Source organism: Lysinibacillus sp. HST-98, assembly GCF_016757845.1.
GTDB classification, from domain to species: Bacteria; Bacillota; Bacilli; order Bacillales_A; family Planococcaceae; genus Lysinibacillus; species Lysinibacillus capsici.
This window is the reverse complement of record NZ_JAENHX010000001.1, coordinates 331446-346086: the sequence shown is the minus strand read 5'-3', so window position 1 is coordinate 346086 and position 14641 is coordinate 331446. Positions and strand designations below refer to the sequence as shown.

The window sequence follows — 14641 nt, the reverse complement described above, 5'->3', positions numbered from 1 at the left end:
TTATTTATTTAGTATAAAAATTGATACTATACAACAAAAATGTGCGTACTTACATAAAATATATCATCATATTATTATAGCTGACATAAGGAAATAAAATATAAAGGCAAAAGGAGCAATTTTAATTATGGAAAAAATGAAAGCTGTAGGTTTACATCACTACTTACCTGTTGATCATCCAGAGAGTTTAGTAGATTTACAAATTGTAAAGCCAAGTGTCAAAGATAGGGATTTATTAATTAAGGTAAAGGCCGTTTCAGTAAATCCTGTAGATTATAAAGTAAGATCACCCAAAGAAAAGTTTGAGGACATTCCTAAGATTTTAGGGTGGGATGTGGCAGGCATTGTTGAAGAGGTTGGTCCATTATGTACATTGTTTAAACCAGGTGATGAGGTATATTATGCAGGCGATATAACACGTCAAGGTTGTAATAGTGAATTTCACCTTGTTGATGAAAGAATTGTTGGTCATAAGCCGAAATCTTTAAACTTTGCAGAAGCTGCTGCATTGCCATTGACTTCAATCACTGCGTATGAGTCCATATTTGATAGAATGAAAGTTAGTAGTTTTTCAAACGAAAATAACAATAAAACAATATTAATTATTGGTGCAGCGGGGGGAGTAGGTTCTGTCGCAATCCAACTAGCTAAGTGGGCTGGGCTAACGGTTATCGGTACAGCTTCTAGGCAAGAATCACGCGATTGGGCAACCGACCTAGGTGCAGACTATATAATCAATCACTATGAGAAATTTATTCCACAGCTTAAAAAAATCGGTTTTGAAGCAGTAGATTATATTTTATGTTTGAATTCGACACAAGCATATTGGACTAGAATGGCAGAGGCTATCGCTCCACAAGGAACAATTTGTTCTATAGTAGAAACAGACGAGCCTATTAATTTGACATTACTTAAAAATAAAAGCGTTACATTTGTGTGGGAGTTTATGTTTACACGATCTATGTATCAGACTGAAGATTTGATTGAACAACATAAATTATTAAATAGAATAGCTATTTTAGTTGATAGCAATATTATAAAAACTACAATTTCTAAAATCTTATATCCCATTAATGCAGAAAATATGAGAAAGGCACACTCAATTCTTGAAAGCGGAAAAACCATTGGGAAAATAGTACTTGAAGGTTTTGAACGATAAGTTTGTGACTGCCTTTTATTCAGGGCAGTCATTTTCGTTTAATGACTGTACATTAATTTTATAAGAAAAACTTATGTTAAAGATTAATAATATTTTATGAAAGTTATTTTGCTTAACGCTACAGTTTTCATGAAGTTTATGGAATTGTGGTATGATTATTTTTAGAGAGTAGGAGGTCAATAACATGGTATTTTCTCTTTTTAAAAAAAAGAAGGAACCACAGCAGCTAAAAAATAGAGTGGAGTTTTGTATCACTAATTTATCACTTGGTGCGGCAGATGCGTACGATGTATTAGTAGAGCGAGAAGATATTGAGATAGAGGAGTCTGGTTGTACATCCCATTGTGAAATCTGTGAGCAAGGTATTTTTGCAATAGTAAATGGAGAAGTTGTGACAGCAGATGACGCGGAGACATTGGTACAGGCTATTGATGAAGAATTAAAACAAAATCCACTTTTCTAATGAAAAAACAGCTTGCTGGAGCACAAGCTGTTTTTTTGATGGAAATGTAATTACCAACCACGAACGTATTGTACGGGAGGCTGCACGTCTTCTCCTAGCTCTTTAGCTGCATGTAGTGCCCAGTAAGGGTCTCGTAATAAAACACGCGCTAAGAATATTAAATCTGCACGATTATTTTGGAGTATCTCTTCGGCTTGAATGGCTGTTGTAATAAGACCAACTGCACCAGTAGGTATATCGGTCCCATGCTTAATGGCTTCTGCATGTGGTACCTGATAGCCTGGAAAGACATTGATGGCTGCTGGTACAACGCCCCCTGTTGACACATCAACTAAATCAACACCTTGAGATTTCATCCAGCGGCTAAAAACAATAAAGTCATCCATTGTTGTCCCATCTTCCGCATAATCTTCCGCAGAGACACGTACCAATAAAGGACCATCCCATACACTGCGAACAGCATCGATGACTTGACGTAGAATGCGATATCGATTTTCCTGTGAGCCCCCATATTGATCTTTACGTTTATTGGTAGCAGGTGATAAAAACTCGCTAATTAAATAGCCATGTGCGCCATGAATTTCTAGTACATCAAAGCCAGCCTTTGCGGCACGAACAGCTGCTTGTTTAAATGCCTCGATGACATAGTGAATGTCCTTTTCTGTCATTTCTGTTGGCGTTTTATAGTCTGAATTAAAGGCAATAGCTGATGGAGCAAAAATTTCGCCATCTACTGTTGCTTTACGACCAGCATGTGCAAGCTGGATGCCTGTTTTAGCGCCGTACGCTTTCATCCCTTCAACTAATTGACTTAATCCTTCAATATGTGCATCATCCCAAATCCCTAAATCCTTATTTGAGATACGACCTTCTGGCACAACACCAGTAGCTTCTAAAATGATTAAGCCTACTTGACCAGCTGCACGTGTTGCATAATGGACGAAATGAAAGGGTGTTACCATGCCATCGTCTTGTGCTGAATACATGCACATAGGGGCCATCACAACACGGTTTTTTAAGGTGATAGATTGCAATGTATAGGGTTCGAATAATTTACTCAAAATAAAGCCTCCTAATTCCTAGTGATACACTCTATTTTGCACATAATGTTACCCATTTGCAAGTGAACGAGATCGTGCCTCCGCTTCTTTAATGCAGGCTTCGATCGCTTCATTAAATTGATATTGCTCTAATGCCTGTATACCTGCCTCCGTCGTGCCACCTGGACTCGTCACCTTTTTGCGTAAGACATCTGGTTCATCTAATGACTGCTTGAGCATCTCAGCTGTCCCCGCAAGTGTTTGAGTCATCAGTAAGCGCACTGTATCTTTCGATAAGCCTACCTTCGTCCCTACTCGTTCAAAAGCTTCCATTAAATAATAGATATAGGCAGGGCCACTACCTGAAAGGGCTGTGACAGCATGTAACTGATCCTCATCGACTTCAATAACGGAGCCAACAGCCTCTAATAACTGGAGGAAAAGGAGACGCTGGTCTGCAGATACCTCGATATTGAATGCAATGCCACTTGCTGACATGCCGATTGTAGCGGAAGTATTCGGCATCACCCTTGCTACTGGGCGTCTCCCTAAAAATTCTGTAATCGTATCAATCGCAATGCCTGCTAAAATAGATAGTACAGCAGTGTGTGATGTAAGTTTAGGCTTTAAATCACACATAGCAGCAATAGCATCTTTTGGCTTCATCGCTAAGATAATCAGATCTGCCTGTTGAAAAATCGCATGATCAAACACACAATGGACACCATATGTTTCATGTAAGAAATGTAAGCGTTCTTTGTCAGAGCGATTGGTGACATAAATTTCCTGTGGTGTGAACACCTTTTGTTTAATCCAGCCTTGCATCAATGCTTCCGCCATTGAGCCTGCACCGATAAATAAAATTTTTTTCATGAACAAAACCTCCAGTTCAAAATAAAAAAGCGCTCTCGTCCTTATCTAGAAGGACGAAAACGCTCTCGTTTCCGCGGTACCACCTTTGTTTGCCAATTGTTGGCACAACTCTTAGCCCTCTTATCGCAAGGGAAACGGTTATGTTTGCATAACTGCTCAGAAGTAGGTTCGGTAATGGGAGCGGGTGATGTTACTCTCAGCATATGTAACACTCTCTAACACCTTCACCAGTTACGTACTCGTCTTCTTCAACGCACATAAATAATTAGATTATTCAAAATTATAGTGAGGAATTGGCAACCTGTCAACAGGAGGATGACGAAAACAGAAAAAACTTGTAAAATAGAATGAATCAGTATTCACAAGTGCGTGAAAAGGGGGAGACAACTTTGTCTATATACAAAATAGAAATACCAACACCCTATGCAGTAGGAGATGTCAATGCATTTATTGTAAAAGGCGATGCACTTAGCATTTTCGATGTTGGACCAAAAACAATGGAAGCCTATGATGCTTTAAAATGGGGGATTCGAGCAGCAGGCTTTGACATGCAAGATATTGAACAGGTTGTGTTAACCCATCATCATCCAGATCATGCGGGATGGGTCGATGCTTTTCCACATGCAGAAATTTTAGGGCATGCCTATAATGACAAATGGCTTCGTCATGATGAAGACTTTTTACGCTATCATGAACAATTTTACAGTGAACGTTTATTGGAGCATGGGGTACCACAAGAATATATTGCAAAAAGTGTCCATGTTCGTCGTGAATTGGAGCTTGTCGGGGAACGGCCATTAACGCAAATCTTGGCAGATGGAGATGAAGTGCCTGGGCATCCAGGATTAAAGGCAATCGAAACATTAGGTCACGCACAAAGTCACTTCATTTTTTGGGATGAAAAAACTCATCATGTGATTGGTGGAGATTTATTGCTTGAAAAAATAACGCCCAATCCATTAATAGAGCCACCATTGGATCGTACCGTAGGACGTACAAAATCTTTATTACAATATAATGCATCCCTTGAAATTCTACGTCAATTGCCTGTCAAAATGATGCATACAGGGCATGGAGCAGAGCTAGAGGATATTCCGTTGTTAATTGATAAACGATTAGAGCGACAGCACCAGCAATCAATGAAGGTTTTTGAATTATTAGGCGATGATCAATTAACAGTTGTCCAAGTAACAAAACGCTTGTATCCGGCTATCTTCCAGCATCAGCTTGGTTTAACTTTATCTAAAACACTTGGTCATTTAGATTATCTAGAGGCCAATGGGTATATTACGTCAACGAAGACAGAAGCAGGTATCTATTTATTTCAAAGGAAGTAGGTTTATACATGAAACATCCTAACAAAACAATCTTTGTGACAGGAGCAACAAGTGGGGTTGGCTTAAAAATAACTGAATTACTAGTAGCTCAAGGGCATACCGTTTATGCCACAGGTCGCAATGCCGTTGCATTAAAGGTGCTAGAGCGTTTAGGTGCTCAAGTGATCCAAGCGGATTTAACCAATTTACATACACTTGATGATGTTTGTGCGCAGCTACCACCGATTGATGTAGCGATTCTTTCAGCAGGTGTAGGGAAGTTTGCTGTAGCCCCTGCTTTACAGGATGAGGATATTGCGCAAATGATTGAATTAAATGTTAGTGTACCGATTTATCTTGCCAAACGATTAGCCGCTAAGATGATAGAGCGCAAACAGGGCCATTTAATATTCATTGGTTCTCAGGCTGGGAAGGTGGCCACACCAAAAGCGAGTGTCTATGCTGCGACGAAACATGCTATTGTCGGTTTTACCAATGGGTTGCGTATGGAATTGGCTCCGTACAATGTAAAAGTGACAGCTATCCATCCTGGTCCCATTGATACACCATTTTTAGATAAAGCCAATGATACAAGTGGCTACCGAGAATCCTTAGGGCGCTTTTTATTGTCAGCGGAGGAAGTAGCTCAAGAGACAGTGAAAACGATTGATCGTCCTGTTCGTGAAATTAATCTACCTAGAATTATGGGATTAACAAGTAAATTGTATGCATTAGCCCCTGCAACCATTGAATGGTTAGGCAAATCATTTTTCCATAAGAAATAACAATATTTGAAACTGTAAACATGCTTCACGTGCATGTCTACGGTTTTTTCATATTTACATATATTTATAGCTATAGTAGTAAAGAGGAAGAGTTGAAAAGGAGACTTAGATGTATACAATTGGTCAAGTTGCAAAATTTTTAGGAGTTTCTAGAGATACCTTAAAATTTTATGAAGAAAAAGGATTAGTAAAGCCCCAGCAAAATAGTGAGAATGGGTATAGAACATACAATCATTTTGATATATATGATATCACAACAATCAATTTTTATAGAGAAATTGATTTTGAAATCAAAAAGATTCAGGAATTGAGAAAAGGCAAGAGTATAGAGGGCATCCAATCATTGTTAGTAGAAAAAGAACAAGTAATGTTAGAGGAAATAGCTTATAAAAAGCTACAATTAAAAAAGCTCCAGCTTGTAAAAGAGGATTGTCAAAAAATTAGCCAATATCTAGGCACGTATACTATAAAGGAAATGAAACCATTAGAAATAATGGGCGTAATAGATCATTATACAGCCTATGATGAATATGATTCGTTAAAAGAAAATGCAGACAGTATAAAGAAAGCGGTAATTCTTACTTCTTTAAGAAGAGTTATTAGATTTGATGATAGCGGAATGCTCGAAAATAAATTTATGGTTGTCAGGAAAGTAGAAAATAGCGATCATCCAATTAAAGGTGAAGTTTTAGCGCATCCAAAATGTCTTTATACAGTTATTGAAGATGGGCGCTGGTCAACAGGTGGCAAAAATACAGACAATAAAGTAGAGGCTAGTATAAGAAAAGTAGCTAAGGAAAATGGCTATGAGCTTTTAGGGCTTGTTTATATCAACTTATTGCTTACCACTTATGAAGAAGGGCTTGAACGTATTTTTTTAGAAATGTATGTACCGATAAAATAATGGCAAAATGGGTTTGACCTGTGAGCAACCCCTAGGTTTATGCTGAAGATATTCAGATGAAATGGGGGATCTACTTGCGTAGAAAAAAGAAATTAAAAAAACCAGTAGCAAGCTTTATTATTTTAACCAATATTATTTTTTGGCCACTTTTCTGTGTTGTAGGAGCCATCAAGCTATTAGGCTATCCTACTTGGCTATTTGATACCGTACGCTGTCTATCGGCTTGGTCATCCACCTTTGCCTTTGCGTTACTATTTCCAAGAATCTATCCTGGGCAACGTTTTATCCACTTTGTCAAACAAAAATTCAAAAACAAATTGTCACTTTCAGTAATTGTTTTAATCGTGATGATACAAACAGCTATCTTTATCATGATCTTGTTTCAAATCATGAATAATTATGAAGAAAACTCTATTTTTACGCTGTCTTCATGGGGCATGCTCAGTTTTTATTTTGTTAAAACGCTTTTGTCAGGACCACTGGGTGAGGAGTTAGGATGGAGGGGCTTTGCACTGCTGGAACTGCAAAAGAAGTATTCGCCATTAATAGCTTCAATTATCATAGGCTTTTGGTGGGGAATGTGGCATTTACCGATATGGCTTACAACAGGGTTTATGGGAATGGATTTGATCAAATATAGCTTCTTCTTTATGTTAACGATTATAGCTACGACCATCATCATGACAGTATTTTATACGATCAATCAGAATTTAATCATTCCTATTATTATTCATCAGCTCTTTAATTTTTTTATCGGCTCCATTAATGGAAACCTAATTGATTTAATTATGTATAATGCCATTTTATATTCGGCGGTGGCCGTTCTACTTATTTTGATTAATCCTAAAAAAGTATTGTATAGGATACAATCAGCCAAGTAACTAGAAAGAATCCAGTTTGTATCATGGATTCTTTTTTTTCGTCCGTTGCTAAATTTATATAGTATACATTTATATATATAGTAAAAAAACGTTTTTTCGAGTGAATTGCCATGGAATTCTTTCCAACCTTATACAAGGAACGACTTACTTGTGACAATAAAAATAAAAGTCTATGAATTTATAAAAATACACTTGTATTTATTTTTATAACATGATACTATTCGTGTATAAACTTTTAAATGAATGTATAAACATACATATCGATAGAGCAATGGAGGCGCATTTTTAATGGCAAATAAAAAAGTGGTATTAGCTTATTCAGGTGGACTTGATACTTCGGTAGCAATTCCATGGTTAAAAGAACAAGGTTGGGACGTAATTGCAGTATGTCTTGACGTTGGAGAAGGGAAAGATCTTGAATTCGTAAAAAATAAAGCGCTTCAAGTAGGAGCGATTGAATCTTATATGGTGGATGCGAAAGACGAATTTGCTGAAGGGTATGCATTAATTTCTTTACAAGCACATACTTGGTATGAGCAAAAGTATCCATTAGTATCAGCACTTTCCCGTCCACTTATCTCGAAAAAACTAGTAGAGATTGCGAATCAAGTAGGCGCAGATGCTGTTGCGCATGGTTGCACAGGTAAAGGGAATGACCAAGTTCGTTTTGAAGTATCGATTAAAGCATTAAATCCAGATTTAGAGGTATTAGCACCAGTACGTGAGTGGGGCTGGAGCCGTGATGAGGAAATCGAATATGCAATGAAGCATAATGTACCGATTCCTGCAACATTGGATTCACCATTCTCAATCGACCAAAACCTATGGGGCCGTGCGAATGAAGCTGGCATCATGGAAGACCCATGGGTGTCACCACCAGAAGAAGCTTATGGCTTAACTGTTTCTGTTGAAAATGCACCGAATGAAGCAGAGTATGTGGAAATCGAGTTTGTAGCTGGTAAACCAGTAGCATTAAACGGAAAAGAAATGAAGCTTGCTGATTTAATTCAAGAATTAAATGCAGTAGCAGGTGCTCATGGAGTAGGACGTATCGATCACGTTGAAAATCGTTTAGTTGGTATTAAATCTCGTGAGGTTTATGAAATTCCAGGTGCTAAAGTGCTGTTAACAGCGCATAAAGAGCTTGAGGACTTAACGCTTGTAAAAGAATTAGCACACTTCAAGCCAGTTATTGAGAAAAAACTTTCTGAATTAATTTACGACGGTCTATGGTTCTCACCATTACGTGATGCTCTTGAAGCATTCCTTGCGCAAACACAACAATATGTGAATGGTACAGTACGTGTGAAACTATTTAAAGGACATGCGATTGTAGAAGGACGTAAATCACCAAATTCATTATACAGTGAAAAGCTAGCAACATACTCGAAGGAAGATCAATTCAATCACGCTTCCGCGGTAGGCTTTATCGAGTTATGGGGTCTACCAACTGTAGTGAACTCATCTGTGAATAAAAAGTAATGTTGAACAAGCAAGGTGTGGTGAGGCATTTGTGCTTGTACTACACCTTTTAATAAGTAATCGAGGAAAAGGTGAGCTGACATGACAAAACTTTGGGGTGGACGTTTCCAAAAATCAGCAGAAGCATGGGTAGACGAATTTGGCGCATCCATTGGCTTTGACCAGCAACTTGTGCTAGAGGACCTTGAAGGTAGTGTTGCACATGTCACAATGCTTGGTGCCACAGGAATTTTACCAGCAGCTGATGTAGAGGCCATACTAGGTGGTCTTGCCCAATTAAAAGATAAGGCAATTGCGGGTGAGCTTGAATTTAGCGTTGCCAATGAAGATATTCACTTAAATTTAGAAAAAATGTTAATTGATTTAATAGGTCCTGTCGGTGGCAAACTACATACAGGACGTAGCCGAAATGACCAAGTAGCAACGGATATGCATCTTTTCTTGAAAAAGCGTGTGCAGGAAGCCATTGATTTAATTGTGACGTTCCAACAAACGCTTCTAGACAAAGCACAAGAGCATATTGAAACGATTGCACCGGGTTATACGCATCTACAACGTGCACAGCCAATCTCCTTTGCACACCATTTAATGGCTTATTTTTGGATGCTAGAGCGTGATAAACAACGTTTTACAGAATCCATAAAACGTATTGATATTTTACCTTTAGGTGCTGGGGCAATGGCAGGGACAACTTTCCCGATTGACCGTTTAAAATCAGCAGAGTTATTAGGGTTTAGCGAGGTTTACGCAAACTCCATGGATGCGGTAAGTGATCGTGATTTTATCGTGGAATTTTTAAGTCATTCCTCCTTACTTATGGCGCATTTATCACGCTTTGCTGAGGAAATTATTATCTGGTCTACAGATGAATTTAAATTTATCGAACTGGATGATGCCTTCTCAACAGGTTCTTCGATTATGCCACAAAAGAAAAACCCAGATATGGCAGAGCTTATTCGTGGTAAAACAGGGCGTGTTTATGGGAATCTAATGGGCCTATTAACGGTGTTAAAGGGCACACCATTAACATATAACAAAGATATGCAGGAGGACAAAGAGGGGATGTTTGACACTGTTCATACGATTCTTGGTTCACTTAAAATCTTTGAAGGTATGGTTCGTACAATGACTGTCAACACGGAACGCTTACATCAGGCTGTTCACGCTGATTTTTCAAATGCAACGGAGCTAGCAGATTACCTTGCAACAAAGGGGATGCCATTCCGTGAGGCACATGAGGTGACAGGTAAGCTTGTCTTTACATGTATTCAAAAGGGTATTTATTTATTAGACTTACCATTGGAAGAAATGCAGCAAGAAAGTACCTTAATTGAAGCGGATATTTATGATGTACTAGCGCCAGAAGCTGCTGTTCGCCGCCGTCATTCTTTAGGTGGTACTGGCTTTGAACAAGTAAAAATCCAAATAAAAAAAGCGAAGGCCTGCCTTGTAGCCATTTAATTTTTGCGTGCATGTCCTTGTGACTTTTTGCATAGATATTCATTAAAGCTGTCCTGTGAGGCACTATGAAAACCTTTATCCTTTTTCAACTGAGCCAGAGGGTGACGTGAAGAAGAGAACCTTACATATGTGAAGGACAATCCCCAATTCTGGAGACGCGGAATTGGGGTTTTTGTATAAGTAAATGTAGGAGGGATGAAGAAATGAATGAACGTTTTACAAAGGGGCTCGAAACAATTAAACAATATGTGACAGAGGAAGAAGCAGCACGGATGATTAAATCCGATGCATTAGCCGATATCGCACCCGATTTACGCAAAATGATTATTGAATTTGCTTACGGTGATGTCTATGCACGACCTGGGCTGGATGCAAAGAGTCGAGCACTTGTCGTGATAACAGCAGTTGTTACACAAGGTGCTGCACCACAAACCAAAACGCATATTCAGCGTGGATTACATGCAGGCTTGACCCAGACAGAAGTGGTCGAGACACTTTTACAATTAGTACCCTACATCGGTTTTCCAAGAGTGCAAAATGCTTTAACGATAGCCCAACAAGTCTTTGCAGAAAAAAGCTAGAGCATGTATAAAAAATAGAAGAAGGCTCATAATAAGAGAGGAACCACTTATTAATCTAATCTGATGGGGAGGATGCAGAATGAGTAGTAATAGTCAAACACCCAAAGACCAAGAATCTCAGGAAAGTCCGCCACAACTGTTGAAGGTTGAAGCTTCATAAATCTTAAGCCTAAAGGTGAAACAGACTATTCTGTTTTGCTATAGATTAAGAAGAAGTGTAAACCATATCAGTTAAAAATCAAATAGAAGCAATAAGTGTCCATGGACCCAGAATTATTCTGGGTCCTTTTTGTTTCCTATGAGATCTAAAGTACGCAAGATCCGCTCAAACTGAGACTCAAAGGGCTCCAAAGGGGGGAGAGCCCGCTCTAAATGTAGTTCAAAGCGCTCATCCAAGGAAGGCTCCCGCTCTTATTGTGACAAAACCTCTTCTCTACACACATAAAAAGCCCTCTCCATAAAAAATTCCTTCATTTGACATTAGAGAAAATCTGTATTACTCTATACATAACAGATTTCTGTTTGGTTATAAGCAATACAGATTGGGGGAGTTTTATGCAAATACAATTAGATCCAAACAGTGAATTGCAGCTATATAAACAATTGGCCAATCAAATAATAGAATGCATTGCGCAAGGCGAGCTGAAAAATGGTGATACTTTACCGTCCGTACGTTCGATGGCTACAGATCTAGGCATTAACGTTAGCACGGTCAGTAAAAGTTATCATGAACTTGAAGAGAAGGGCTTAATTGAATTGAAGCCGAAAGCAAAAGCGGTCATTATTGGTGGTCAAAAGAGAGAGCTGGAAGAAACGGAGGTTGAAAAAGTCGAAAATGCCTTGAAGCCTATCATGGCGGAGGCTTTTGCGCGTGGCCTCGAAAAAGAGCAAATGACAAGTTTGTTCCAGCGAATTTTAAAACAATGGAAGTAGGGGTAGTATGCTTATAATTGTAGGCATCTTTATCATTGTCGGAATTATGGAAACGATAACCCCACATTTAACAAGAAAAACACTTGTTTTTGGTGTTTCCATACCCGAACCTTATGTCAAACATCCACAATTAAAGCTGTGGAAGAAGCATTATAGCCAAATCATCGCAGGGATTACCGGCTTATTTTTAGTAGGTCAAATCGCTCTCTATCATTCACCTATACAAGAGGAGAAGGTATCTTTAATTTCCTTTATTCTTTTGTATGTCATGCTCCTTTTGTCATCAGGTCTTTACATGAGTTATCATGTTAAAACGAAAAAATTAAAGGTGCAGGAGCAGTGGAAGACACAAATAAAAACAGTATATGTGACAGATTTGTCTATCCGTCAGAAAGAGGAAACATTGTCACCTATATTTTTTAGTGTACCCATCATCATCACACTTGCATTAATTGCTTTTACGTACATGAACTATGAGACAATCCCAGAGGTTTTTGCGACACATTGGAATGGAGCAGGAGAGGTCGATGGTTGGACTCAAAAATCACGGCTCTCGGTCATCAGTATGCCGCTTATATTATTGGCAATACAAACTAGTTTTTTCATGATGAGTCAAGGCATGAAAAGTGCCAAAATCCAATTAAGTGCACAGGCCAAAGAAGCATCCATTCATCGGGAGTTAACTCAGCGTAAATACGGAAGCTGGTACCTGGCAGCCATTAATTTTAGTATGACAATTCTATTTGTTGTTTTACACTATACAACTGTTATTTTACAAGACCAAACGGCTCCCTACTTCTTCCCACTTTTTCTTGTCTTTAATGTCGTTACGTTGGGTGGTTTACTAGTGTTCATTTGGAAGCTCAGTAAAAGTAATGAACGTTTTGATGAGGTACATACAAATGAAACAGCTGCCACAGATGATCAATACTGGAAATGGGGTATTTTTTATTGCAATAAAAATGATCCATCCTTATTAGTGCCTAAAAAGTTCGGAATCGGTTGGACTGTTAATTTCGCGAACAAATGGTGTTACATCTTAATAGCTATTACGTTACTGCCAATTTTATTGGTGATTTTCATATAGAAAGGAAGATTTGATGAAAAAATGGTTATTGATTTGCTGTACAATTTTACTTTTAGCTGCCTGTGAGCAAAAAGAGGTCACTGCACAACAAACAGGATCAAAGGGGACAAATGCAATGAATGAACAGTTTATTGGAAAATGGGAAGGAACTATTGAAACACCAAATGGACCATTACCGATTATTATCGATTTAAAGAAGGAAAGTGGAACATTATCCGTGCCAGCACAGGGCTTATCTAATTTTCCATTTCAAAGTGTGACGTATACAGGTGATAAAGTAAAAGTGTTCATCAATTTAAACGGCTCGGCTATTGCCATTAATGGCACAATCAAAAATGAACAAATAGAGGCTACATTTCAACAAAATGGTGGGAAATTTCCTTTAATACTAAAGGCTTATAAAGAGCAACCTGTTACCTATGACACATTAAAAATTCCCGTGCAAAACGGCAACTTAACGGTAGCTGTAGAAAAGGCTTCTCCATCTCCATCACCAGTGGCACTGATAATAGCAGGATCGGGGCCAACTGATAAAGATGGTAATTCCGCATTGGCTGGAAAAAATAATAGCTTGAAAATGTTGGCGGAAGGTTTAGCACAACAGGGCATTGCGACAGTGCGTTATGATAAGCGAGGACTTGGTGACAATCAAGCGCTCTTAACAAAGGAAGAGGATGGAACGTTTGACCAATACGTTGATGATGCTGTACAAATTATCCAAACATTGATGGCTGATAAAGCCTACACAAGTGTCCATGTGATTGGCCATAGCGAAGGCTCACTCATTGGTTTGCTCGCGGCTCAAAAGACAGGCGTAGCATCCTTTGTCTCCATTGCCGGTGCAGGTAGATCGTTAGATGAAGTGCTTTTAGAGCAATTAAAAGGTCAATTAGCACCAAAGCTTTTCAATGAATCCACGAATATTTTGACAGCTTTAAAGCAAGGGGAGCAAGTGAAAAATATTTCGCCAGAGCTACAAGCCCTTTTCCGTCCATCTGTACAGCCTTTTCTGATTTCCTTGCTAAAATATCAACCTGCTCATGAGCTTGCAAAAGTAAAAAGCCATGTATTGCTAGTACAAGGAACAACGGATTTACAAGTGAAGGAAGCCGATGCTGAGGCATTGAAAAAAGGCAAACAAGAGGCAAAATTACTTTATCTAACGGGTATGAATCACGTATTGAAAAAGGCACCAGCCGATCGTGCCAAAAACTTAGCAACCTATGCAGACCCTTCGCTGCCATTGCATGATGAATTACTACCAGCAATTGAGCAATTTATTAAAAATGAAAAGTAGGATGATGAACCTTGGGAGTAATTGTCTATTTAATTATCATGCTGCCGTTTCTCATCTTCGCCATTGTTCTATCACAAGGTAAAGGAGCTTTTCTACTTGCTGGCTTTCATACGATGGCACAGGAGGAAAAAGAACATTATGATGAAAAGGCACTGGCAAGATTTATGGGAAAAATGATGTATGGCTACTGTTTTTGTGTCCTTTTATGGATACTAAACGAATTATTCCATACACAATGGTTATTTCATGTAGGTCTTGTACTTTTTGTCGCCCTTACGATATGTTTATTGATCTATGTAAACACAAGTAAAAAATAGCATGTAAAACAAAGTAGAACCATTTTAGAATGGTTCTCTTTTTTTGTAAGCGCTTTACGAAA

At 38.5% G+C, this 14641-nt stretch carries 15 protein-coding genes; 13 read left to right on the top strand and 2 right to left on the bottom strand.

All coding sequences use genetic code 11. The annotated features are described in order from the left end of the window. Positions 1 to 127 precede the first annotated feature (127 nt). Together JIN86_RS01795 and JIN86_RS01790 are read left to right on the top strand one after the other, a co-directional pair. Positions 128 to 1159 (top strand): zinc-binding alcohol dehydrogenase family protein, encoded by a 1032-nt coding sequence (locus tag JIN86_RS01795; RefSeq protein WP_370568622.1) that lies wholly within the window; start codon positions 128 to 130, stop codon positions 1157 to 1159. A gap of 184 nt (positions 1160 to 1343) precedes the next feature. Further along, entirely contained in the window at positions 1344 to 1622 is a 279-nt protein-coding gene (locus JIN86_RS01790; protein ID WP_202341130.1) for a YuzB family protein, read from the top strand. Between the two features lie 50 nt (positions 1623 to 1672). On the opposite strand, the gene namA is transcribed toward JIN86_RS01790, so the two are convergent. Together namA and proC are read right to left on the bottom strand one after the other, a co-directional pair. Then, entirely contained in the window at positions 1673 to 2683 is a 1011-nt protein-coding gene (namA, locus tag JIN86_RS01785) for an NADPH dehydrogenase NamA (RefSeq protein WP_202341129.1), read from the bottom strand. A 48-nt stretch (positions 2684 to 2731) separates the two neighbouring features. Further along, a complete protein-coding gene (gene proC / locus JIN86_RS01780; RefSeq protein WP_202341128.1) occupies positions 2732 to 3535 on the bottom strand; it encodes a pyrroline-5-carboxylate reductase in 804 nt (267 codons plus the stop codon). 347 nt (positions 3536 to 3882) lie between these two features. Here proC and JIN86_RS01775 point away from each other — a divergent pair, with 347 nt between their 5' ends. From JIN86_RS01775 to JIN86_RS01725, 11 genes are all read left to right on the top strand, one after another. Then, positions 3883 to 4872, top strand: a complete 990-nt coding sequence (locus JIN86_RS01775; protein ID WP_202341127.1) for an MBL fold metallo-hydrolase — start codon at positions 3883 to 3885, stop codon at positions 4870 to 4872. Positions 4873 to 4880: 8 nt separating this feature from the next. Next, positions 4881 to 5636 (top strand): SDR family NAD(P)-dependent oxidoreductase, encoded by a 756-nt coding sequence (locus tag JIN86_RS01770; protein ID WP_202341126.1) that lies wholly within the window; start codon positions 4881 to 4883, stop codon positions 5634 to 5636. Between the two features lie 109 nt (positions 5637 to 5745). Continuing rightward, on the top strand, positions 5746 to 6540 hold the full coding sequence (locus JIN86_RS01765) for a MerR family transcriptional regulator (protein WP_004231362.1): 795 nt from the start codon (positions 5746 to 5748) through the stop codon (positions 6538 to 6540). Between the two features lie 74 nt (positions 6541 to 6614). Continuing rightward, positions 6615 to 7421, top strand: a complete 807-nt coding sequence (locus JIN86_RS01760) for a CPBP family intramembrane glutamic endopeptidase (protein ID WP_202341125.1) — start codon at positions 6615 to 6617, stop codon at positions 7419 to 7421. Positions 7422 to 7709: 288 nt separating this feature from the next. Continuing rightward, positions 7710 to 8903, top strand: coding sequence for an argininosuccinate synthase (locus JIN86_RS01755; RefSeq protein WP_004231366.1), 1194 nt, complete (start codon positions 7710 to 7712; stop codon positions 8901 to 8903). Between the two features lie 81 nt (positions 8904 to 8984). Beyond that, positions 8985 to 10364, top strand: coding sequence for an argininosuccinate lyase (argH, locus tag JIN86_RS01750; protein ID WP_202341124.1), 1380 nt, complete (start codon positions 8985 to 8987; stop codon positions 10362 to 10364). Between the two features lie 203 nt (positions 10365 to 10567). Continuing rightward, on the top strand, positions 10568 to 10945 hold the full coding sequence (locus tag JIN86_RS01745) for a carboxymuconolactone decarboxylase family protein (RefSeq protein ID WP_202341123.1): 378 nt from the start codon (positions 10568 to 10570) through the stop codon (positions 10943 to 10945). 555 nt (positions 10946 to 11500) lie between these two features. Continuing rightward, positions 11501 to 11878: a GntR family transcriptional regulator gene (locus JIN86_RS01740; RefSeq protein ID WP_009370283.1), complete on the top strand. Its 378-nt coding sequence runs from the start codon at positions 11501 to 11503 to the stop codon at positions 11876 to 11878. A 7-nt stretch (positions 11879 to 11885) separates the two neighbouring features. Then, positions 11886 to 12965 carry a DUF1648 domain-containing protein gene (locus JIN86_RS01735; RefSeq protein ID WP_202341122.1) on the top strand — a complete coding sequence of 360 codons (1080 nt, stop codon included), beginning with the start codon at positions 11886 to 11888 and terminating at the stop codon, positions 12963 to 12965. A 13-nt stretch (positions 12966 to 12978) separates the two neighbouring features. Then, positions 12979 to 14262: an alpha/beta hydrolase gene (locus tag JIN86_RS01730; RefSeq protein WP_202341121.1), complete on the top strand. Its 1284-nt coding sequence runs from the start codon at positions 12979 to 12981 to the stop codon at positions 14260 to 14262. Positions 14263 to 14273: 11 nt separating this feature from the next. Continuing rightward, the gene (locus JIN86_RS01725) at positions 14274 to 14579 is read left to right on the top strand and encodes a DUF3784 domain-containing protein (RefSeq protein WP_202341120.1); all 306 of its coding nucleotides are present in this window, start codon (positions 14274 to 14276) and stop codon (positions 14577 to 14579) included. Positions 14580 to 14641 lie beyond the last annotated feature (62 nt).